The 20,135-nt window shown below is 70.9% G+C and carries 21 protein-coding genes and 1 pseudogene; 8 read left to right on the top strand and 14 right to left on the bottom strand.

The genetic code is table 11. The annotated features are described in order from the left end of the window. A partial coding sequence (locus ACJA3G_RS09000) for an FAD-dependent oxidoreductase (RefSeq protein WP_406552366.1) occupies positions 1-310 on the top strand: 310 nt, incomplete at its 5' end. 155 nt (positions 311-465) lie between these two features. Here ACJA3G_RS09000 and ACJA3G_RS08995 read toward each other — a convergent pair. The 4 genes from ACJA3G_RS08995 to ACJA3G_RS08980 are packed head-to-tail and all read right to left on the bottom strand — an operon-like array spanning position 466 to position 4,119. Next, positions 466-1,716: an ABC transporter permease gene (locus ACJA3G_RS08995; protein WP_406552365.1), complete on the bottom strand. Its 1,251-nt coding sequence runs from the start codon at positions 1,714-1,716 to the stop codon at positions 466-468. Further along, a complete protein-coding gene (locus ACJA3G_RS08990; protein ID WP_406552364.1) occupies positions 1,713-2,420 on the bottom strand; it encodes an ABC transporter ATP-binding protein in 708 nt (235 codons plus the stop codon). Before ACJA3G_RS08990 ends, ACJA3G_RS08995 begins: the two co-directional genes overlap by 4 nt. Then, positions 2,417-3,505: a peptidoglycan-binding protein gene (locus ACJA3G_RS08985; protein ID WP_406552363.1), complete on the bottom strand. Its 1,089-nt coding sequence runs from the start codon at positions 3,503-3,505 to the stop codon at positions 2,417-2,419. Before ACJA3G_RS08985 ends, ACJA3G_RS08990 begins: the two co-directional genes overlap by 4 nt. Next, complete coding sequence (locus tag ACJA3G_RS08980; protein WP_406552362.1) at positions 3,502-4,119, bottom strand: hypothetical protein; 618 nt, start codon at positions 4,117-4,119, stop codon at positions 3,502-3,504. Before ACJA3G_RS08980 ends, ACJA3G_RS08985 begins: the two co-directional genes overlap by 4 nt. A 192-nt stretch (positions 4,120-4,311) precedes the next feature. On the opposite strand from ACJA3G_RS08980, the gene ACJA3G_RS08975 reads away from it, so the two are divergent. The 4 genes from ACJA3G_RS08975 to ACJA3G_RS08960 all read left to right on the top strand — a co-directional run bounded on the left by ACJA3G_RS08975 (position 4,312) and on the right by ACJA3G_RS08960 (position 7,913). Then, positions 4,312-5,007 (top strand): response regulator, encoded by a 696-nt coding sequence (locus tag ACJA3G_RS08975; RefSeq protein ID WP_406552361.1) that lies wholly within the window; start codon positions 4,312-4,314, stop codon positions 5,005-5,007. After that, on the top strand, positions 5,004-6,530 hold the full coding sequence (locus ACJA3G_RS08970) for an ATP-binding protein (protein ID WP_406552360.1): 1,527 nt from the start codon (positions 5,004-5,006) through the stop codon (positions 6,528-6,530). Before ACJA3G_RS08975 ends, ACJA3G_RS08970 begins: the two co-directional genes overlap by 4 nt. Beyond that, positions 6,527-7,024, top strand: coding sequence for a hypothetical protein (locus tag ACJA3G_RS08965; protein ID WP_406552359.1), 498 nt, complete (start codon positions 6,527-6,529; stop codon positions 7,022-7,024). The genes ACJA3G_RS08970 and ACJA3G_RS08965 overlap by 4 nt, the downstream gene beginning before the upstream one ends. A gap of 253 nt (positions 7,025-7,277) precedes the next feature. Continuing rightward, positions 7,278-7,913 (top strand): hypothetical protein, encoded by a 636-nt coding sequence (locus ACJA3G_RS08960; RefSeq protein ID WP_406552358.1) that lies wholly within the window; start codon positions 7,278-7,280, stop codon positions 7,911-7,913. A gap of 63 nt (positions 7,914-7,976) precedes the next feature. Here ACJA3G_RS08960 and ACJA3G_RS08955 read toward each other — a convergent pair whose 3' ends face one another. The 3 genes from ACJA3G_RS08955 to ACJA3G_RS08945 form a co-directional block, all read right to left on the bottom strand. Further along, complete coding sequence (locus tag ACJA3G_RS08955) at positions 7,977-9,332, bottom strand: erythromycin esterase family protein (RefSeq protein ID WP_406552357.1); 1,356 nt, start codon at positions 9,330-9,332, stop codon at positions 7,977-7,979. A gap of 199 nt (positions 9,333-9,531) precedes the next feature. Beyond that, positions 9,532-10,080, bottom strand: coding sequence for a GNAT family N-acetyltransferase (locus ACJA3G_RS08950; RefSeq protein WP_406552356.1), 549 nt, complete (start codon positions 10,078-10,080; stop codon positions 9,532-9,534). 122 nt (positions 10,081-10,202) lie between these two features. Then, positions 10,203-10,964: a DeoR/GlpR family DNA-binding transcription regulator gene (locus ACJA3G_RS08945; protein ID WP_406552355.1), complete on the bottom strand. Its 762-nt coding sequence runs from the start codon at positions 10,962-10,964 to the stop codon at positions 10,203-10,205. 90 nt (positions 10,965-11,054) lie between these two features. Here ACJA3G_RS08945 and ACJA3G_RS08940 point away from each other — a divergent pair, with 90 nt between their 5' ends. The 3 genes from ACJA3G_RS08940 to ACJA3G_RS08930 all read left to right on the top strand — a co-directional run bounded on the left by ACJA3G_RS08940 (position 11,055) and on the right by ACJA3G_RS08930 (position 14,037). After that, a complete protein-coding gene (locus ACJA3G_RS08940; protein ID WP_406552354.1) occupies positions 11,055-12,266 on the top strand; it encodes an MFS transporter in 1,212 nt (403 codons plus the stop codon). 96 nt (positions 12,267-12,362) lie between these two features. Then, complete coding sequence (locus tag ACJA3G_RS08935) at positions 12,363-13,364, top strand: LLM class flavin-dependent oxidoreductase (protein ID WP_406552353.1); 1,002 nt, start codon at positions 12,363-12,365, stop codon at positions 13,362-13,364. A gap of 34 nt (positions 13,365-13,398) precedes the next feature. Next, entirely contained in the window at positions 13,399-14,037 is a 639-nt protein-coding gene (locus tag ACJA3G_RS08930; RefSeq protein ID WP_406552352.1) for an HAD family hydrolase, read from the top strand. Between the two features lie 46 nt (positions 14,038-14,083). On the opposite strand, the gene ACJA3G_RS08925 is transcribed toward ACJA3G_RS08930, so the two are convergent. The 7 genes and pseudogenes from ACJA3G_RS08925 to ACJA3G_RS08895 form a co-directional block, all read right to left on the bottom strand. Continuing rightward, the gene (locus ACJA3G_RS08925; RefSeq protein WP_406552351.1) at positions 14,084-14,422 is read right to left on the bottom strand and encodes an STAS domain-containing protein; all 339 of its coding nucleotides are present in this window, start codon (positions 14,420-14,422) and stop codon (positions 14,084-14,086) included. Further along, positions 14,419-15,710, bottom strand: a pseudogene (locus ACJA3G_RS08920) (PP2C family protein-serine/threonine phosphatase). The gene ACJA3G_RS08925 and the pseudogene ACJA3G_RS08920 overlap by 4 nt, the downstream one beginning before the upstream one ends. Next, complete coding sequence (locus ACJA3G_RS08915; RefSeq protein ID WP_406552350.1) at positions 15,710-16,513, bottom strand: alpha/beta fold hydrolase; 804 nt, start codon at positions 16,511-16,513, stop codon at positions 15,710-15,712. Before ACJA3G_RS08915 ends, ACJA3G_RS08920 begins: the two are co-directional and overlap by 1 nt. Positions 16,514-16,668: 155 nt before the next feature. After that, positions 16,669-17,505 carry an RNA polymerase sigma factor SigF gene (locus tag ACJA3G_RS08910; RefSeq protein ID WP_406552349.1) on the bottom strand — a complete coding sequence of 279 codons (837 nt, stop codon included), beginning with the start codon at positions 17,503-17,505 and terminating at the stop codon, positions 16,669-16,671. Positions 17,506-17,750: 245 nt separating this feature from the next. Beyond that, on the bottom strand, positions 17,751-18,683 hold the full coding sequence (locus tag ACJA3G_RS08905; protein WP_406552348.1) for an anti-sigma factor RsbA family regulatory protein: 933 nt from the start codon (positions 18,681-18,683) through the stop codon (positions 17,751-17,753). Next, the gene (locus ACJA3G_RS08900; protein ID WP_406552367.1) at positions 18,683-19,021 is read right to left on the bottom strand and encodes an STAS domain-containing protein; all 339 of its coding nucleotides are present in this window, start codon (positions 19,019-19,021) and stop codon (positions 18,683-18,685) included. Before ACJA3G_RS08900 ends, ACJA3G_RS08905 begins: the two co-directional genes overlap by 1 nt. Before the next feature lie 447 nt (positions 19,022-19,468). Further along, positions 19,469-20,026 (bottom strand): hypothetical protein, encoded by a 558-nt coding sequence (locus tag ACJA3G_RS08895; RefSeq protein ID WP_406552347.1) that lies wholly within the window; start codon positions 20,024-20,026, stop codon positions 19,469-19,471. Positions 20,027-20,135: the final 109 nt, after the last annotated feature.

Raw genomic sequence — 20,135 nt, 5'->3', positions numbered from 1 at the left:
CCCCCTCCACGTCCTTCCCGTGTCCCACACCTGGACGCACGTCCCCGGCGTGACGCTCCTGGGCGACGCCGCCCACCTGATGCCTCCGTTGGGGGCCGGCGCCAACCTCGCGATGCTGGAAGGCGCCGAACTCGCCGAGGCCATCGCCACCGGCCCCGAAGACCTGGACGAGACCGTCCGCGCCTTCGAGGAACAGATGTGGGCACGGGCCGGCAGGTGGGCGGAAATCACGACAGCCGGTCTGGAACGCCTCGTGAGCCCGGACCCCGCCGAAGCTCTCGCCCTCTTCGACCAAGTCCAGCCGTCCTGACTGCCGGACGTGAGTGCACCAGCACCAACAGCTGGACGTGGCCGCGTCGCAGGCACGCAACTCGGGAGCGCATACGCGACGCTGGGAGCTGCGAATCTTCAACTTGTCGGCGCTGACACGCCCAGCGACTGATGCCGGCGGTTCAAGTCGCCTCCTCACGCCGCATGCAGAGCCACCGTCGGATGCAGGCGTGAGGCGCGGATCGCCGGATACAGGCCCGCGATCACGCCGATCAGCAGCGTGGCCGCGAGGCCGCCCGCCAGGGACCAGGGTGGTACCACCGCCGTCCAGCCCTGAGCCCGGGCGAAGCCGTACGTGGCCGTCGTGCCCAGGAGTGCGCCCGTCACCCCGCCCAGTCCGGACAGCAGCAGCGACTCGGTCAGGAACTGGAGGCGGATCGCGTTGCGGGTCGCGCCCAGGGAGCGGCGCAGGCCGATCTCCTGACGGCGTTCCAGGACCGAGATCACCATGGTGTTGGCGACGCCCACCCCGCCGACCAGGAGTGCCACGGCGCCCAAGCCGAGCATCAGGGTCGTCAGGCCCTTGTCGGCGGCTGCCTTGGCGGCCAGCGCGTCCGAGGGGCGGGAGACCTTGATGCCTGCCTGGCTGCCGGGACTCACGGTACGGGCGAGGACCGCCCGTACGTCCTCCACCGAGGCGTCCGTGGACCGCTCGAAGACGGTGGTGGGGTGGCCGTCGAAGCCGAAGTAGCGTTCGGCGGCGGGGAATCCGACCAGGGCCACCCGGTCTAGCGTCGGGACCAGTTCGATCGGTTCGAGGATGCCGACGACGACCACCCGGGTGTCGTTCATCATGATCGTCTCGCCGGTGCGGGTGATACCGAGACGGTCCGCCGCCACCGCGCCGAGAACCGTCGTCGGGAGGCGTTCGCCCGCGGCGGTCAGCCAGACGCCCTTGGCGACCTCGCCGCCGAGCGCGGAGAGCAGGTCGAGGCGGGCCGCCTGGGTGGTGACGCCGGCGGTGCGCTCCTCGGGCACCACATCGCTGCGGCGGATGCGGGCGTCCACGTTGGCGGTGGCCGTGGCGTGCCGAACGGGGCCGATGCGCTCGACCATGGCCACCGCGGTCTTGGGGAGCTTGGCCGGGCGGCCCGTACCGTCGTCGTCCGCCGCCTCGGCCGTGAGCAGGTTGGTGCCCAGGCGGTCGAGCCGGGCCATCAGGTCCGCGCGGCTCGACTCGGACAGGCCGACGACGGCGACCATGGTCGCGATGCCGATGGCGATGCCGAGCGCCGACAGCACGACACGCGCCCGCCGCGCGAGCAGGCCGACCGCGCCGACGCGCAGGATGTCGCGCGGGGCGAGGCGGGACGGTCTGAGGTCGTTGACGGTCCCGAGGTGGGTCGGGAGTTTGTCGGTGGTGTTTTTGGTCAAGTCGTTCCTCATGCGCGGGCCTCCCCCGGCATGCGCGGGGGCCGGGAGTCCGAGACGATCTCGCCGTCCTTGAAACGGACCTGCCGCGGCAGCGAGTCCGCGATCGCCTGGTCGTGCGTGATGACGCAGATCGTGGTGCCGGACGCGTTCAGCTCGTGCAGCAGCTCCATCACGATCGCGCCGGAGGCGGTGTCCAGCGCCCCGGTCGGCTCGTCCGCCAGCAGCAGGGCGGGCTCGCCCACCAGCGCGCGGGCGATGGCCACCCGTTGCTTCTCACCGCCGGACAACTCGTCGGGCTTGTGCGAGAAGCGCTGCTCCAGGCGCACCCTGGCCAGCGCCTCCCGCGCCCGCTCGCGGCGCTGTCGCAGCGGCACACCCGCGTACAGCAGCCCGTCGGCGACGTTGTCCACCGCGTCGCGCCCAGCCGCCAGGTGGAAGTGCTGGAAGACGAAACCGATGTGGCGGGCGCGCAGGGCGGAGAGCCGGGAGTCGGAGAGCTCGGACACGTCGTACCCGGCCACCGCGACGGTTCCCGTGGTGGGCCGGTCGAGGGTGCCCATGACGTTGAGCATCGTGGACTTGCCGGAGCCGGACGGGCCGACGACGGCGACCAGTTCGCCCTGGTCGACGGTGAGGTCGACGCCGCGCAGGGCGTGGACGCCGCCGGGGTAGGACTTGCCGGCGTTCCGCAGTTCGATCACCGGGGGTGGTGTCATGAGGCCGCCACTCCGACCAGCGCGCCCTCGCGCACGTCCGCGCCCGAGACCTCGATCCGCCCGTCGGCGGTCATGCCCGTCTGCACCCGTACGATCCTGGAGGTGGTGCCCTGGACGATCTGGAGGCCGTAGCCGCCGTTCTCGCCGCGCAGGGCGACGACCGCCTCCACGGGGACCGCGAGGACGCCCTTGTGGGCCTCGCTGACGAACTTCACGCTCGCCGACGCCTTGGCGTCCTCGCCGGACACCGCGCCCGCACCACCGTCCAGGACGATCTCGACGGTGATGCCCTTCTGCGCGCCCGCGCCCGCACTGCCCCCCGACTCGGACTCCTGGGGACGCACCGTCCCCTCGACCCGCCCGCTCACCGTTCTCCCACTCGGCAGGGCGACCTCCACCTTGGTGTTCCTGGAGGTGAGCGCCCCATCGGTCTGCTCCAGCTGGGCCCGTACGACGGGCCGGGTGGCGGCGATGGTCATCACCGTTCCGCCCGGGGCGACCTGGTCGGCGAGCGCCGCGTCGGCGGCGACCACCTTCACCTCGGCCGGCTGGAAGACGACATCGCCCTTGCCCACCCTGCCGGTGGGCTCCCGTCGCAGGGACTTCTGCCACCGCTTGACGGCCGCCTCGGTGAACCGGTCGTACTCCGTGTCGACGGGGACACCGACCCCGTACCCCAACTCGCGCAGATTGCGCTCCAGTTGGAGGACGTCACTGCCGCGGTCGCCCGCCTCCATCTCGCGGAACATCGGGACGGGCCCGTACAGGAGGGTGACCGGTTTGTCGTTCAGTGCGTACAGCGCCTGCCCTCGTCTCACCGTGCGGCCTTCGGAGGCGGCCACCGTGACGGTGCCCTCGACGGCGGATTTCACGGTGCGGCGCTGGGCGAAGTCGAGCTTGCCGTCGACCGTCTTGGACAGAACGAGGTCCGTGCGGACGACCTTCGCCGTGGCGGGCGGCAGCTCACCGTTCCTCGCGGAGGCACCCGCGTCGCTCTCGTCGCCGAGCAGCAGTACTCCCCCGGTGACCGAGGCCGCGGCGGTGGCCGCAGCGGCGAGCGCGATCCAGGCGGTGCGGCGTTTCACTGCATACCGTCCAGACCGTCGAGCAGCTTCGACTCGCACGCGCTGCGGGCCTGCTTGTACGCGGGCGACGCGGTGTCGAGGGAGCGGGACACCGGGTCCGGGTCGCCGCCCGGCTGGGCGTTGCCGCCACTCATGGTGGGGTTGGCGAACTTGGAGACGCCGTGGTCCCGCATGCACTGGGCATGGGCGAGCATGGACTCGTAGGCCTTCTGCTGGTCGCGCTTGGGTTCCGCGTTCATGGCGGCCTGGAGCTCGGTGACACAGGCGCCGCTCTCGCCACCCTTGATGCCGTCATTGCGGCCGGGCTGGGCGCCGATCGCGTTGACCTTCGCCCAGTCCAGATAGCCGCTGAGTTTGGGGTCGGGGAAGTCCTTGTAGCCGCCCTTGAGGCGCATGCACTGGACGTACCGCATCTGTGCGTCGTAGAAGGCGCTCTTGCCCGCGGGCTTGGTGCTCGGCCCGCCCGCCTCCTTCGCGGCGTCGGCTCCCGGCGCGTCGGGCACGTCGGCGATCGCGCCGCCCTTCTTGCCCGTGTCGCCACCGTCGCCGTCGCCACTGCCGCAGGCCCCGCAGAGGGCGAGCACGGGCACGGCGGCGAGGCCGACGAGACGCATCCGTACAGAGAGGCGAGGAATCGCATGGTTTGTTCGGTTCATCCCGAGAAAGCTCATGCGCTTCACGTTCGCCACCGCAGATGATGACCTGTCCATGGCCATGTGATGGGAACGTAACAATGCCTCCCACCTGCGCCTGCGCTCCCCTGTGGAGTAGCTGGAAGCGGTCCCGGCATGGTCATAATCGGCCCCATGCCGCATGTGCTGCTCATCGAGGACGACGCGTCCGTACGGGACGGGATGGAGCTCGTGCTGCGCCGGCACGGGTACGGCGTGGACACCGCCGCCACCGGCGAGCAGGCCCTCGCCCTGCTCGCCGGGGACCGCGGCGCACAGGTCGAACTGGCCGTACTGGACCTGATGCTGCCCGGTATGGACGGCTTTGAGGTGTGCCGCCGCATCCGTGCCCGTTCCGCGACCCTGCCGGTCATCATGCTGACCGCGCGCGGCGACGACGCGGACATCGTGACGGGCCTGGAGGCGGGCGCCGACGACTACGTGGTCAAGCCGGTCACCGCACCGGTGCTTGAGGCCCGCATCCGCGCCGCCCTGCGGCGCGCGGAACCGTCCGCGCGGACGCGGGAGGCGGACCCCGACCTCGCCGGTCTGGTGATCGACCGCGCCGGGCTGACCGTCACCAAGAACGGCGCCCTCGTCCCGCTGCCACCCACCGAGCTGCGGCTGCTCCTGGAGCTGTCGGCCTCCCCCGGCCGGGTCTTCACCCGCGAGCAGCTCCTCGAATCCATCTGGGACCACACCTTCCTGGGCGATTCCCGACTGGTGGACGCGGCGGTGGCACGGCTGCGGTCCAAACTGGAGGACCTCCCGGCCAAGCCGCGGTACGTCCAGACCGTGCGCGGCTTCGGCTACCGCTTCGGACCGCTGTGAAGCCCACGGACACCGGCGGGTCCAAGGACGGAAGAGGGCGCGTCGCCGCCGGGCGGCGCTCCCGGCGGCTCGTGGGCGGGCTGCGCACCCGCCTCGTCGTCACCTTCGTCCTCGTCGCCCTCGTCAGCGCGGTGACCGCGACCGCCCTCGCCTATCGCGACGCCCGCACCGCCGTCCTCCAACGTACCCAGAACACCGCTGTGAACGACCTCCGCAAGCGGGTCACGACCGTCGCCGCCGACTTCGACCTGCCGCCCGACCACCGGTCGCTGTCCCGTTTCGCGGCGCAGGTCTCGGACGGCATCGGCGCCCGCCCGGTGGTCGCGCGCTACCAGGACCTGGTCGCCGCCTCCGGCACGCTCGCCGACACCGAAGGCCGGATCAGCACCGAACTGCGCGCCGCCGTACAGACCGGCAGGGGCACGCGGTTCCAGCGGGTGATGTGGCGCGGCGAGCCCTATCTGACCGTCGGGATGCCCGTCACCTACGCCGACGGCGACCACCGCAGCTCCGGGCTGGAGGTGTACGTGATCACCGACCTGCGGGCCGAGCGCGACGACACGGCCGCACTCCTCGACTCCGTACGGGCGGGCACCGCGCCGGTGGTACTGCTCGCCGCCGTCCTGGCGCTGCTGTCGGCGGGCACCGTCCTGCGTCCGGTCCGCAAACTCAACCGGGCCACCCGCGAGCTCGCCACCGGGGACCTCGGCAGCCGCGTCGCCGTCACCGGACACGACGAACTCGCCGACCTGGCACGGACGTTCAACGAGACCGCCGACGCGCTCCAGGCCTCCGACGCGGAACTGCGCGACCAGGAGGCGAAAGCGCGCCGCTTCGTCGCGGACGTGTCGCACGAACTGCGCACCCCGCTGGCGGCGATGACGATGGTGGCGACCGTGCTGGAGGAGGACGCCGACCAGTTGCCGCCGGACGCGGCGCGCGCGGCCCGTACCGTCGGCGCGGAGACGGCCCGGCTGGCCCGGCTGGTCGAGGACCTGATGGAGATCTCCCGCTTCGACGCCAAGGCGGTACGGCTGAACGCGGCCGAGACCGACCTCGCCGACACCGTGCGCGCGTCCCTGGCCCTGCGCGGCTGGACCCACCACGTGCGGACGCGTCTGCCCGAAGGCGTACGGGCGGTCGTCGACCGGCGCCGAATCGACGTGATCGTCGCGAACCTGGTGGGCAACGCGCTGCGGCACGGCGCCCCGCCGGTCACCGTGACCCTGGGGACGGTGACCGGCACGGACGGGGAGTGGCTCACGCTGGAGGTCGCCGATCACGGACCCGGGCTGCCCCCGGAAGCCCGGGAGCGGGTCTTCGACCGTTTCTTCAAGGCGGACGCGGCCCGTACGCGGAGCGCGTCCGACGAGAGTGGCCCCGGCAGCGGCCTCGGCACGGCGATCGCGCTGGAGAACGCGCGCCTGCACGGCGGCACGATCGAGGTGGCCGACGGTCCGGAGGGCGGCGCGGTGTTCACCCTGCGGCTGCCCGCACGGCGCATCGAAGGAGATCGCGCATGAGCTTGCGCCGAGGAGCCGCCCTGGTGGGGATCGCGGGACTCGCCCTCGCGGGGTGCGGTGTCCAGCCGAGCGGCGTGGTGGGCGCGGGCGAGCCCGCGTCCGGGCTGACGCGCGGGATGCGGCTGTATTTCGCCTCCGACAGCGGGCTGCGCGGGGTGCCGCTGCTGGACCGGCAGGTCAACGATCTCAATACGGTGGTGAAACTGCTGGCCGTGGGTCCACCCCCGGCCGAGCAACGCGACGGCCTCACTTCACTGGTCCAGCTCGGCGGCTACACGGTGACCGGGGCGGGCGCCCGTGTCACGGTGCGCCTCGACGGCCCCTATGCCCTGTCGGGGCGCGACCAGGGCACGGGCCAGTTGGTGTGCACCCTGGCGCGCGCCCAGTCCGTACTGGACCCGAACACCAGGGCCGACGACGTCCAGGTCACCCTGCGACCGGACGGCGGCGCCGCGCTGGGTCCTTATCGGTGTGCGGAGTTCCTCAACCGGTGAATCGGCCGGGGACGCCGACGTCGATCCGCGTCGCGCCGGTCCTGATCGGGGCGGGCCACCGACTCTTCGGCGAGCTGACCGAGGACGTGCCGCTGCGCCTGGAATCGGCCACCGACATCGGAGGCTTCGCCCAACTGCGCTACACCGTCGAGGGCAGGCACGGCCGACAGGTGCGTCCGGCGCGACCGATCGACCGGTACGTTGGTCGCCGACCGCAGACTGACATCACGGGCCCACGCACGGGAGCATCAGGATGAAGTGGATCCCCGCAACAGCACGGCAGCGCCGGCCCCGGCTGCGTTTCGAGGGGTGGATCGCGGGCCTGGGCACGTCGAGCGGCATGAGGATCGTGCTCGGCCACTGGGAGCACACACCGTTCGGTCCGTTCAGCGATGTGATGCTCGAAAACGCCGACGGAGAAAGGCTGCTGCTCGCTCCCACTCACGAGACGGCCGAATTCATCAGCAGCACCTACACCTTCGACGCCGTACGTATCACCCCAGTCGAGGTGAGCGTCATCGAGGACATGTGGACGGTGGCGGCGCCGCCGCTGGATCTGCGCTTCGTGGTCGGCCGCCGCGGTCCTCTGGGACTGCTGCTGCGCGCCGTTCCGGCACCGCTGGCCCGCCGCCCGGCGTGGAGCGCCCTGACGGACTTGCCGGCTCGCGTCCTGCTCGACGGGGTACGGACCCGCGGGAGCGCGGGAGCGGGGCGCACGCAGTGGTACGGAGCCCAGGACCTGCGGTTTCTCCGCGCGGCCTCGGCCACCTTCGACGGGGCCGACCTCGGCCCGATGGCCCCTGTCACGCCGCCGGTCCGCTTCGGGTTCGCCTCAGCCCCTCGGCGTCCGGCCCTAACCCGAGTCACGACGACGGTGGCGCTGGCGTGACTGGACGACCGGCGGACACCCGACTGAGGCGGTGACCGCGGGCGGCACGTCGCCAGTCGGCCGCTACGGCTTCAGCTTGTCCGCCTCCCGGACCTCGTGGAGGTGGATGAGGACGTCGAAGGACTTGGCGATGGCGGTGTCGCGCAGCGGCTCGGGGAACAGTGTGCCGACGTTGCGGGTGGGCCGCCCGGTGTTCAGCCAGCCGCGCGCGGCGGCCGGGGCGTTGCGGGTGTCGAGATAGAAGTCGCGGTAGCGGACCTTGTCGAGGGTGGCCTCGTTCGTGCCGGGTCCCGCGGCGGGGACGGTGAACTTCTTCCACTCCCCGCCCAGCGCGGCATCCTTCGACAGGAAGGATCCCCGGTCGAAGGTGAAGCCGATCGGGAGGTACTTCTCGCCCAGGGTGTCGCGCAGGAATGAGCCCTGCGTCTTGGAGTACGTCCGGGGATCGCCGGCGACGAGGCCGACGTGGTCGTTGTGGGCGGACAGCAGCACCTTGTGCCCGGTGCGCCGCTGCCACCAGGAGACGTTCTGGGCCATCACCTCGTCGCGGAAGCGTTGGGCAGCGGCGTTGGACTGCGGATCCTCGGGGTTCAGGGTGAGGAACCTGGCGGTCTGGGCGATCGAGCGGGCGTTCTGCTCGGCCCAGTCGAACGCGGTGCCGCCCGAGCCCTTCAGGCCGCTGATCAGCTCCAGGGCCTGCTGTGCCTGAACAGCCAGCCGCCGACGTTCCGCCTGCGGCTTGTTCAGGTAGGCGAAGACGTCGTCGATCGGGCGCAGTCCGGTGTAGAGCTCGTTGAGTCGCGCCAGCGCCTGGGGATGCTGCCGCTTCACATAGTCGGTGATACGGCCGAAGAACGCGTCGGTCACCGCCGGGGCGCCGATGTCGTCACCCATGAAGTGCACGGTGCGGTCGGGGTGGTGACGGTTGTAGCCGCGCATCCACTCAAGGAGGCTGACGAACTCCTCGCGGTCCCAAGGCGAGTTCGCGAACGCCTCATGAGCGATCCTACGGGCGTCGCCCCTGCCGCTCTGGAGATACTCATCGATCTGGAGCCCGGCGGACCAGCTCACCTCCAGGGCGAAGGTGGTGAAGCCCTTCTCCTCCACGAGGTAGCGGAAGAGGCGCTCCTTCATGGTGAAGAACTCGTGTGAGCCGTGGGTGGCCTCGCCCAGGCCGACCACCCTGGCGTCGCCGATCATCGCGCCAAGGGCGTGAAGGTCGGTCGTGTTCCGCCGGGGTTCGGTGGATCGCAGCGGGTGGGCCGTCTGCTCCAGTACGCGGACGGGGTTCTGCTTTCCGTCCGCCGCCCCGGGCTGGGCGGCCGACGCGGGAACGGGGGCCAGGACCGCACCCACCGTGAGCGCCGCCGCCGTCGCCAGCAGTCCTCGCCGGCCGATCTGGTTGTGCTGCGTAACCATGCGCTGTGCCCCTCAACTCGCTTGCTGCGACTTGAGGTGATCATCGCCCGGCACCTCATGCCCTCGCAGTAGAGGCAGCCCCCAGATCCCTTTTGGGGAAACCCCCCGCCTGCCGGGGCGCGGGCGACAACAGGGCAGTCGACGCCCAGGCAACTGGCCGGGGCGGCAAGGGGACAGGAACAGGCGGCCCGGCCATCCCCTACCCGACCTGAATCGCGTCCGCCGGGACCTCGAAGATGATCGTGATCCCTTCGTGCTCGTCCCCCTGCTCGCCGACGCGTGTGAAGCCGAAGCCCTTGATGGAGGCCAGGGAGGCGGTGTTGTCGGAGCTGATCCTTGCGCGCACGGTCCTGACACCGGGGTCGGCGGCGGCCCTGGCGAGCAGCGCCCTCAGCATCGCGCGGGCATAGCCCTGGCGGCGGTACCGGGGGACGACGGTGTAGCCGACCTCGACCATGCCGGCCTCGTCCGGCGGCCCGTGGAACCCGGCGTCGCCGACGACGATCCCGTCCGGCTCGGACACCGCGGCCCGCGCGATCCAGGGCGCGACGGAGGGGTCCTTGGTGAGCTGGTCGGCGCGGTAGCCGAAGATCCAGCGAGCTCGCTCCCCGACGAAGTGTTCGTCGAGGGCGACTCCGGCCTCGGCGCTTCCGGCGGCGAGGTCGCCGTCGGCAAGCGCCCGCAGTGCCTTGGCGTTGAGCTCGACGAAGCGGACGCGTTTCGGGCTGGTGAGAGATTCGTTGTTCATCGCGGAGATGCTCAACCAGAACCGCGGGACTGTCCACAGGTTTACGGCCTCGGCGGACACGCTGCCGGCCCCGCGCACACCGCGATGACGCCTACCCCAACACCGTGCGACCGCAAGGGTTGTCACACGGTCTGGACGACGGTGCCCGCGCTTTCGAGAGCGGTGACTTCGTCGGCGGGTGCGTCGGTGTCGGTGACGAGGGTGTGCAGGAGGGTGGAGCGGCCGACGTACGCGTACGCGGTGTGGCCCAGTTTGCTGCCGTCGGAGGCGACGAGGGTGCGGCGGGCGGAGGCGATGCACGCCTTCTTCACCGCTGCGTCGTCGAGGTCGTAGGCGGTCAGCCCGTCGGCGGCGGTCAGGCCGCAGCAGCCGATGACGGCGGTGTCGAAGCGCAGCGCTGCCAGGGAGGCGAGGGTGAGGGGGCCGGTGAGGGCTCCTTCGGCGGCTCGGGGCTGTCCGCCGGGCACGACCAGTGTGGCCCGGCCGGGTGTCTCGCCGAGCAGGTGGATGGCCTGGAGGGACAGGGGCATCACGGTCACGGGGCGCTCGCGCAGGAGGCGGGCGACCTCCAGGCAGGTGGTGCCGCTGTCCAGCACGACGCTCTCGCCGTCGGCGATGAGCGCGCAGATCCCGGCGGCGATCCGTCGCTTGGCGTCGACCGCCTCGCGGGTGCGCAGCGCGAAAGGCGGTTCCTCGCCCCGGAGCAGCAGGGTGCGCGCCCCGCCGCGTACGCGTTCGAGGACGCCCTGCGCGGCCAGGGTGTCGAGGTCGCGCCGGATGGTCATCTCCGAGGCACCGGTCAGCTCGGCGAGGTCTTGGACCGTCGCGCCGCCCGAATCCCTGACGGCCTTCGCGATCAGTCCGTGCCGGTCTGCGTTGCTCATACGGCGATTGAACACCACGACAGAACGAACAAGCAAAGTGTTCGCACAGTGGTCTTTCGAACACGAGACATGTTCGTTACGGTGGGTGGCATGGAACGTTCACTTCGAGCCGCCCGCAGGGCGACCTATGTCTACTTCGTCCTGTGCGGCACGTTGATGGGCGCCTGGGTGGTGCACATTCCGGCCATCGAGGAACGGGCGGGCATCAGCCACGCGACACTGGGCGGCCTGTTGGTGCTGCTGGGCGCCGGGGCCTTCACCGGAATGCAGGTGGCCGGGCGGCTGACCGACCGCCTCGGCGCCCGCGTGGTGGTGCCCGCCAGCGGGATGTTGTGCGGCGCGGCCCTGGCTCTGCCAGGTCTAGCCCGGGATCCATGGACGCTGGCGGGCGCCCTGCTCATCTTCGGCTTCTGCAACGGCCTTCTGGACGTGAGCATGAATGCCCATGCCGTTCACGTGGAGAAGGCGTACGGTCGCCCCGTCATGTCGGGCTTCCACGCCACGTTCTCCGTCGGCGGCGTCCTCGCCGCGCTCGTCGGGGCGGGCACCGCGAGCGCCGGACTGAACCTGGCCGTGGGCATGGCCTCCGTGGGAGCCGCGGGCATCGCGATCGCCCTGGCCTCGGCACGCGCCCTGCTGCCGGTCACGCCCACCGACGAGCGTGCCGGCTCCGCGCAGCAGGGGGCGGAAGCGTCACCGGCCGCCGACAGCGGCGGCGCCACCGGGCGCGTCTGGCTCCTCGCCGTCCTGGCGCTGATGATCATGCTGTGCGAAGGTGCGGCCAACGACTGGAGCGCCCTGCACCTGAAGGATGTCCTGGGTGCTCCGGCCGGTACGGCCGCCTTCGCCTACGGCGTCTTCGCGGCGGCCATGACCATCGGCCGGCTGCTGACCGACCGTCTCGTCGCCCGGTTCGGGTCCATGGCGATCCTGCGCTACGGCTCGGCCACGGCCGCCGCGGGCATCACGCTCGTGGTGCTCGGGCCCTGGATATGGGCCGCGTTCGCGGGCTGGGCACTGTTCGGCCTGGGCCTGTCGGGCTGTGTCCCGCAACTGTTCAGCGCGGCCGGGCACGCTGATCCCGCGGCGGCGGGCGCCAACGTGTCCCGCGTCGCCGGCCTCGGCTACGTCGGCATGCTCGCCGGTCCCGCCGTCATCGGCTGGCTGACCCAACGCCTCGCCCTGAACCACGCCTTCGTTCTGCTGACTCTGCTGTGCCTGACCGCCTGCGGGGCCGCCGGGATCCTGCGTACCGCCCCGCAAACCCCCAGCGCCAGCGAGAGCGCGCACAGCAGCCACTGACCGCCTGTGCGGCACGTCCTGACGCGTGCCGCACAGGCACCCACCCGGCCGCCACCGACCACCCAGCACCCGGAGCCCGTGATGACTCAGCCCGTGATGACTCAGGAAGAAACCTTCTCCCCCGGCGGACAGGTCGGCGTGATGCTCCCTCGGGACCTGCCCGCCCACCAGCTGTTCGCCTACGCCCGCCGGGCCGAGGAACTGGGCTTCGACCAGGTGTGGGTGGTGGAGGACCTCGGCTGGCGCGGCGGCATCGCGCAGGCCGCCTCCGTCCTGGCCGCCACCACCCGCATCACGGTCGGGATCGGCATCCTGCCCGCCGGCGCCCGCAACGTGTGCTTCACCGCGATGGAACTGGCCACCCTCGCCCAGCTCCACCCCGGCCGGCTCATCGCCGGCATCGGCCACGGCATGCCCGACTGGATGCGTCAGGCCGGATCCCGGCCCGCCAGCCCGCTGACCCTGATCAAGGAGTACGCCACCGCGCTCCGTCTGCTCCTGCGGGGCGAACCCGGCCCCGCGAACGGCCGTTACGTACGCTGCGAAGGCGTCGTCATCACGGAGACCCCAGCCACCCCCGGGGCCGTTCCGCCGGTCGTTCTCGGCGTCCGCGGCCCCAGATCGCAGGCAGCCGCGGGCGAGACCGCCGACGGACTCCTCCTGGCCGAGCCCGCGGCCCCCGCCTACATCACCGCCTCCCTGCACCACCTCCGCGCCACCGTAACCCCCGAGCGCCCGGAGGTCATCACCTACGACGCCGCGGCCGTCGACGACGACGAAGAAGCGGCCCTCGCCCGCGTCCGACCCGCTCTGGAATCGATCGGCGAGACGGACTGGGCCGCGCACATCGAACCCCTGCCGTTCGCCGCGGCACTGCGCGCACACCGCGCCGCCTGCCGTGACGGCCGGGACTTCGCCCAGACGATGCCCGCCGCCTGGGTCCGCGAGCTGAGCATCGTCGGCACCCCCGACCGGGCCCGTACGGCGATCGCCTCCCGCCACGCGGCCGGCGCGACCGGCGTCGTCCTCGTCCCCGCCGGCCCGGACGCCCTGGCCGCACTCGACTCGCTCGCCCTCGCCCTGCCCCGCTGTCCGTGAACCGGACAACCCCGACACGTAAGGGATCACCATCATGTCCACCGACCGCCGCATCCTGCTCTTCGACCTCTTCGGGGTCATCGCCCGCCACCAACGCCCGGGCGCGCAGGAGAAGATGGCAGCCCTGTGCCGCGCCCCCGTCGACGCCTACACCACGGCCTACTGGGCCCACCGCCCGCCCTACGACACCGGTCGGCACTCGGCAACGGTGTACTGGACGCGTGTCCTGCGGGCACTGTCCCGGCCCGCCTGTGCCGACACGATCGAGGAACTACGGCTCACCGACATCGACAGCTGGTCCCGCGTCGATGACCGTATGGTCGCCTACGTACAGTCCCTGCGAGGCCGCGCCGAGGTCGCCCTGCTGTCCAACATCCCCGCCGACCACGCCGATGCCTTTCTCGCCGCCCAGCCCTGGCTGCACCACCTCGACCACGTGGCCTTCTCCGGAAAGATCCACGCGGCCAAGCCGGACCCGGCCGCGTTCCACCACTGCACCGCCGCCCTGAACGCCGCCCCCGCCCACTTCCTCTTCGTCGACGACCGGGAGGACAACGTCCGCGCGGCGCAGGCCCATGGCATGAACGGACACACCTTCACCGGACAGGACGAACTCACCACGGTCATCGACGCGTGGCTCACGAGCGACCGTATGCACAACGCTGCCCCGTAACCGTCACCGGCCCCAACACGCGGAAGACGCCTCTGCGTTGCCGTACTCAGGAAGGATCGGCGGCGCCGGCGTCGGGCTCGATGGGGAAGATCTGGTCGAGGCCGACGATGCGCAGCGTGCGCAGGACACGTTCGGGTACGGCTGCGAGTGCCATGTCCGCCTGGGCGGCCTGCGCGTGGTTGTAGGCGGCGATCAGGGCGGTGATGCCGCTGGAGTCGCAGAACTCCATGCCGCCCAGGTCCAGGGTGAGGCGTTGACCCGGACGCAGGGCGACGGTGGGGATCAGTCGGCGCAGTTGGCCGGTGCTGTCGTAGTCGAGTCCGCCGAAAATTGCCAGAACGGGACCGGTGGCGGCATCGCGAGTGGTGATCTTCAGTGGACTCATCGGCTGCTGCTGTCTCCGGGGGGCTGGGCGGGGACGCCGAGGGCGAGCAGGGCGGTGTCGTCGTCGAGGCCGTCGCCGAAGCCGTGCAGCAGACCGGTCAGTGCCTCGATCACAGCGGACGGGGGTTCGCAGGCGTGGTCGGCGGCGAAGGCGAGCAGGGTCTCGTCCCCGTACAGGCTGGTGCGGTCTTCGCCGGTGCGGGCTTCGGTGATGCCGTCGGTGTAGAGCAAGAGCGTGTCGCCTGGGGCGAGGACCGTCCTCGCGGCGGTGAACCGCGCGCTGGGAAGGATGCCGACGAGGAGGCCGCCGGGGGTGGGCAGGAAGTCGCGCTACCGTCGGCGCGCACCACTATGGCCGGCGGGTGGCCGCCCGAGGCCAGATGGACGGCGACCTGCCCGGTGCAGATGTCCGGCTCCAGGGTGCCGAAGACCGCGGTGCAGTAACGCGGGTCACCGCTGCCACCGGAGTACCGCTCGTGGAGCACCTTGTTGAGGGTGGTCAGGGCGGAGACGGGGTCGGAGTCGTGCAGAGCGGCGGCGCGCAGGGTGTAGCGGGTCAGTGAGGTGACCGCCGCCGCCTGGGGCCCCTTGCCGCACACGTCGCCGAGGAAGAACCCGAAGCGTTTGCCGTCCAGGGGGAAGACGTCGTAGAAGTCGCCGCCGAGCCGGTCCGAGGAGGCGATGTGGTAGTAGGCGGCCGTCTCCATCCCCGGTACCACCGGCAGGGTGGCGGGCAGCAGTGACTGCTGGAGCACGGCGAGTGCGTCCTGCAGCCGGGCCCGGTCGGCCTCTGCCTGCTTGCGCGCTTCCTCGGCCGCCTGCCGGCTGCGCAGGAGTTCCTTTTCGTAGGCGCGGCGGTCCCGGGCGTCGAAGACGGTGGTGCGGATCAGCAGGGGTTCGCCGGTGATGCCGTGCTTGACCGAGGAGGAGACGAGCACCGGCAGCCGGCCGCCACCGGTCTGTTTGAGCTCCAGGGCGATGCCGTTGATCTCGCCCTGCATCCGCAGCAGGGGCGCGAAGTGCGTCTCGTGGTAGAGCTTGCCGCCCACGGTCAGCAGGTCGGTGAACCGCATCCTGCCCACCACCGCCTTCCGCTTCAGGCCGAGCCAGGTCAGCAGCGTGGTGTTGATCTTCGCGATGGTGCCGTCCATCAGCGTGGACAGATACCCGCACGGAGCGCTCTCGTAGAGCTCCTCCGCACTGTCCTCCAGGAGTGCGGCAAAGGCCGCGCTGGAGGTCTTCTCGTCGTCGGCGTCGTGCGGGTCGGGATGCTGCCCGGTGCGGCACATCAACGCAGGTCCGCCAGGAAACTCCGGATGGCTTCGTTGGTGGCCTCGGGTGCGGACAGATGCGGACAGTGCCCCGTCGCGTCCAGCGTGACCAGCGTCGAGCCGGGGATCGCCGCGTGGACGAAGGCACCCACCTCCCGGGGGGCGATCACGTCCTCGGTGCACTCCAGCACCAGCGTCGGTGCCTGTACTCCCTTCAGGTCGTCCCGCGAATCCGAGAGGAACGTGGTCCGGGCGAAGACGCGCGCCATCTCCGGGTCCGTGGCACAGAAGCTGTTCTTCAGTTCCTCTCCGAGTTCAGGGCGGTCCGCGTTCCCCATGATCACCGGAGCCATGGCCGCCGACCAGCCCAGGTAGTTGGAGTCCAGCGACTCCAGCAGCTCGTCGATGTCGTCGGCGCTGAAGCCGCCGCGGTAGCCGTCGTCGTCTATGTACCGGGGCGAGGGAGCGACCATGATGTGTGCCCCGATCCGCTCCGGAGCCCTGCCTGCCACCAGCACACCGATCATCGCGCTGACCGAGTGCCCGACAAACACGGCATCGCGCAGATCCAGGGCTTCGCACACCTCCACCACGTCCTGCGCGTAACCGGACAGTGAGGCGTAATGCTCCTCAGAGAACGCGGACGCGTCCGAACCGCCCGAACCCACGTAGTCGAACAGCACCACCCGGTACTCCTCGACCAGGGCGGGCAGTGTCAGCCGCCACATGTTCTGATCGCAGCCGAACCCATGAGCCAGCACCACCGTCCGCCCCTTCGGGTTTCCGGTGACCCTCACTTTGTTTCTGCGAACGATATCCATACCCAATAGCCTCTCAGACGCCGCTCAGTAGCCCCATGTGACCGCCAACCCTCCGCATCCCGCCCCCACGCGGCCCTGTGCGTCGTGGACGCGGTTACCGACAGTCCACCTCGGCGGCAACGGAGTCCGCAGGGTCCTGACCGACGGGGTCGCGCTCAGCGCTGGGTCAGCATGCCGTCCCGCAAGCGGGTGAGTGTGCGCGACAGGAGCCGGGAGACATGCATCTGGGAGACACCCAGGTGTTCGCCGATCTGGGCCTGGGTGAGTTCCTCCACGAACCGCATGTGAATGATCTGCCGGTCCCGCTCGTCGAGTTCGGCGATCAGCGGAGCGAGGGCGTGGAAGTCCTCCACCAGTTCCAGTGCCTGGTCTTCGGCGCCGATGAAGTCCTGGAGGGCGCTTTCGCCGTCCTCGCTGCCCCCGATCGCGGCGTCCAGAGAAGCGGAGTTGTAGCCGTTGGCGGCCAGACGGGCCTCCCGCACCTCTTCCTCGGGCAGGCTCATCAGCTCCGACAGTTCCTGCACCGTGGGCGTACGGCCCAGACGGCTGCGGAGCTCCTCGGTCGCGCCGGCGAGATGGACACGGGCTTCCTGCAACCGGCGCGGCACGTGGACGGCCCAGGACGTGTCGCGGAAGAACCGCTTCATCTCGCCCACGATGTAGGGGATCGCGAAGGAGGTGAACTCCACCTCGCGCGTCAGCTCGAACCGGTCGATCGCCTTGATCAGACCGACCATGCCGACCTGGACGATGTCCTCCATCTCGTCCGCGCCGCGGCTGCGGAACCGGCCTGCCGCGTAACGGACCAGGGACATGTTCATCTCGATCAGCGTGCCGCGCGCGTAGCTGTACTCGGGCGTCCCCTCCTCCAGGACCGCGAGCCGCTCGAAGAACAGCCTGGAGAGCTCGCGAGCGTCCCTGGGCGCCATTCGGGAGGGCTCGGCGACCTCCGGCAGTTCCCTCGGCCGCGTGTCCACTGCCGGAATGCCCATGAGCGCCATACTGTCCCTCCCAAAGGTCGAGCCAACCGCTACGGCCTGCACGAACGGCCGATGTCGCAGCGTCTACCCCTTCATCCCGCACTCATGCCCGTGCGCCGATGAGTCGGCCCCGAGGTGTTCGGTCGAGGGGCGACCGGGCGGGCCGCAGCGCACGACAGGGCTGCGCCAGGACCTCTGCTCATGGGACCCCGGTCGGCTTGCCGGCAGCGCGGAGCCGACCGGGCGGCCGGTCGTGGTCAGACGGGGAGGTAGCAGCGGATGGTGGTTCCGTCGGGGCCGGTGTGGACCCGTACGAGATCGGCGAGTTGGTGGATCAGCAGCAGTCCACGGCCACCGGGCTGGGTGGGGTGCGGGGGGCGGCGGCCGGCCAGGGGGTCGGTCAGCTGTCCGCCGTCGTGGACCTCGCAGACGATCCGGCCGTTCTCGGCCCAGATCCGCAGTGTCCCCCAGCCGGCGCCGTGGACGATGCTGTTGGTGGTCAGTTCCGCCACCGCGAGTTCCACGTCTCCCAGGCTCACGCCGGACGCGCCCAGGGACCGTGCCTGGGACACGGCGAAGTCACGGGCGTCGGGCAGGGTCCGGGCGCCGAAAGAGTATGCCGCGGCGCCGGGCGGGAAGTGCAGGGGCTCGTTGTAGCGGGCGATGATCTGCTCGGGGCTGTAGGCGGCGGACACCGTCTCGCCGTCCGCGTCTATGACGACCGGGTGGGTCGCCAGGGCGTCGCTGAGCGCCTGCTTCTCCAGCTGATCAGCGTCGTAGGGGCACAGGATGGTCACCGCGCGCCCGGTGAAAGCGGTGTTGATCAGCGCCTCGTGCTGGACGCACGCCGGGTACTCCACGGAGGAGCGTCCCCGCCAGATCGGCTCACCGATGATACGGACCCGGCGGGCCTCCGACTGGGCGTCGGCGAACTTGCGCAGCACGCTGGGGATGATGCGGCCCGGGTTGCGGCCGGCCTGGGTCATGTCGATGAAGTGGACCTCCGACGCGCGCTCGCCCAGGCCCTCGCGGATCAGCTCCAGCCGGTCCGGGGGCGCCGCGACGGCTGCGGGCTCACCGGCGTCCAGCCCTTCGCGCAGGAAGGGAACCGTTCCGGCGATGTACTGGTCCGCACCGCGGTAGAAGAGCGCCGGGTGAACGAACGGCTCGTGCGGGGTGACTGTGCTCACTACGCAGCCACCTCGATCGCGTCAAGTCCGGGCCAGAACAGCTCAAGAATACGCGGCAGCTGCGACGGGGGCCGGTGGAGCACCATCCGCTGCCCTTCGGGGAGACGCTGGGCGGTGACCGCCAAGTCCGTCACTCCGGCCACGTCCACGAACTTCACCTGGGAAAGATCCACATGCAGCACATCGGTGCGCCGCTCGGCCAGCTGCCGGAGCGCCTGCTGCCAAACGGTCCGTGTGTCCATACTGATCTCCCCGATCGCCCTCAGCCCAGAACTGTCAGGCAACGGATTGATGTGCAGGACCGCGCCACGTGCCGACGCGACGGGCGACCCGCCCACGCCAGGTGGGACATCCACGCCCTTCCCCCGTTCCCCGGTCTCGGCCACACGGCGGCCCGTATCAGTGACCTCGCACGATACCCGGTCAGGCACCGTCGGCGCCCAGCCCGGTCGAGCGAGGGAATGCGGCCCGCGGTCCTTCAGGCCTGACAGCCCGCGCGCCCCGTACCCCTCGTGCGGATTTCTGGGCGCATGAGCACTTCTGCCCGCGAATCCAGGCTACAGGCCCTGGCGTGGCCGCACGGAGTCAGCGTGAGGCGCGCAGACGGCGCACAAACCCGCACATTTCGACCCTGGCCGACATGGCGGGTGAAACACCCCTTCCTAATGCGGCGGCCGACCATGCGTAGCCCCTTGGTCACCAACCGTGCGCCCGACAACACCTGGACCGACCTGCCCGGCGCGGAAACCACCCCGAGCGTCGGACAGGGAACCCCCTCCTACGACTCAGGCCTCGACGCTTGAGCAGGGTTTTACGATCACGGGGCAGGAATTCCACAGTTCCACCCCGGCCGCGATCAGCTCCAGGACCGCACCTCGTTCGACAGGAGTCCACGCGGCGCACTCCCCCGCGAACAGCTTCTCGTAGGCGCTGTTGTGCACCGCTCCCTGCTGGGGCAGCCGGTGGGCCGCGTCCAGGCCACGGGCCAGATCCTCGATGAAATTCCATGCGTCCAGCAGTGCGCCCGGCGGGGCCTCTCGGCGCATCGGGTCCTCCACCCAGTGCTGGACGCGGGCGAGCTCCAACGTATCGGCCTCAGTGGCGAGCAGCCTCCGTCCCCGGCGGCTCACGTACACCCGCGCCTGGCGAACGGTCACAAACACCGGCACGTGCAAACGTCCAGCGACCGGCAACGCCAACACCCGATCGGGTTCGTCACCGACGCCGCCACTCCATAGGACTACTGCGCTGCGGCCGGTGCCTCGTACCCGATAGGCGTACAGATCCCCGCCTCCGCCCCGGCACCCGGCCGCCAGCGCATCTACTGTCTCGATCTTCGCCACGCCCCCAGACTGACACGACCGGCAAGACCCGACGCGTGAATTCTCCGCCCGCCTCGCCTCGCCTCGTCGGGTGGCAGCTCCCGCCTCGCCTCGTCGGGTGGCAGCTCCC

The sequence above is a fragment of the Streptomyces sp. YS-3 genome (assembly GCF_045257485.1).
GTDB lineage: Bacteria > Actinomycetota > Actinomycetes > Streptomycetales > Streptomycetaceae > Streptomyces.
Note: the sequence above shows the minus strand (reverse complement) of the source record. Positions and strands in the feature narration are given on the sequence as shown.

Excerpts from the sequence above, each read along its gene's own strand:
- ACJA3G_RS08960 (WP_406552358.1), top strand. The coding sequence starts at position 7,278 with ATGAAGTGGATCCCCGCAACAGCACGGCAGCGCCGGCCCCGGCTGCGT.
- ACJA3G_RS08975 (WP_406552361.1), top strand. The coding sequence starts at position 4,312 with ATGCCGCATGTGCTGCTCATCGAGGACGACGCGTCCGTACGGGACGGG.
- ACJA3G_RS08945 (WP_406552355.1), bottom strand. The coding sequence starts at position 10,964 with ATGAGCAACGCAGACCGGCACGGACTGATCGCGAAGGCCGTCAGGGAT.
- ACJA3G_RS08940 (WP_406552354.1), top strand. The coding sequence starts at position 11,055 with ATGGAACGTTCACTTCGAGCCGCCCGCAGGGCGACCTATGTCTACTTC.
- ACJA3G_RS08950 (WP_406552356.1), bottom strand. The coding sequence starts at position 10,080 with ATGAACAACGAATCTCTCACCAGCCCGAAACGCGTCCGCTTCGTCGAG.
- ACJA3G_RS08925 (WP_406552351.1), bottom strand. The coding sequence starts at position 14,422 with ATGAGTCCACTGAAGATCACCACTCGCGATGCCGCCACCGGTCCCGTT.
- ACJA3G_RS08915 (WP_406552350.1), bottom strand. The coding sequence starts at position 16,513 with ATGGATATCGTTCGCAGAAACAAAGTGAGGGTCACCGGAAACCCGAAG.
- ACJA3G_RS08935 (WP_406552353.1), top strand. The coding sequence starts at position 12,363 with ATGACTCAGGAAGAAACCTTCTCCCCCGGCGGACAGGTCGGCGTGATG.
- ACJA3G_RS08990 (WP_406552364.1), bottom strand. The coding sequence starts at position 2,420 with ATGACACCACCCCCGGTGATCGAACTGCGGAACGCCGGCAAGTCCTAC.
- ACJA3G_RS08995 (WP_406552365.1), bottom strand. The coding sequence starts at position 1,716 with ATGAGGAACGACTTGACCAAAAACACCACCGACAAACTCCCGACCCAC.
- ACJA3G_RS08955 (WP_406552357.1), bottom strand. The coding sequence starts at position 9,332 with ATGGTTACGCAGCACAACCAGATCGGCCGGCGAGGACTGCTGGCGACG.
- ACJA3G_RS08910 (WP_406552349.1), bottom strand. The coding sequence starts at position 17,505 with ATGGGCATTCCGGCAGTGGACACGCGGCCGAGGGAACTGCCGGAGGTC.
- ACJA3G_RS08930 (WP_406552352.1), top strand. The coding sequence starts at position 13,399 with ATGTCCACCGACCGCCGCATCCTGCTCTTCGACCTCTTCGGGGTCATC.
- ACJA3G_RS08965 (WP_406552359.1), top strand. The coding sequence starts at position 6,527 with ATGAGCTTGCGCCGAGGAGCCGCCCTGGTGGGGATCGCGGGACTCGCC.
- ACJA3G_RS08980 (WP_406552362.1), bottom strand. The coding sequence starts at position 4,119 with ATGCGTCTCGTCGGCCTCGCCGCCGTGCCCGTGCTCGCCCTCTGCGGG.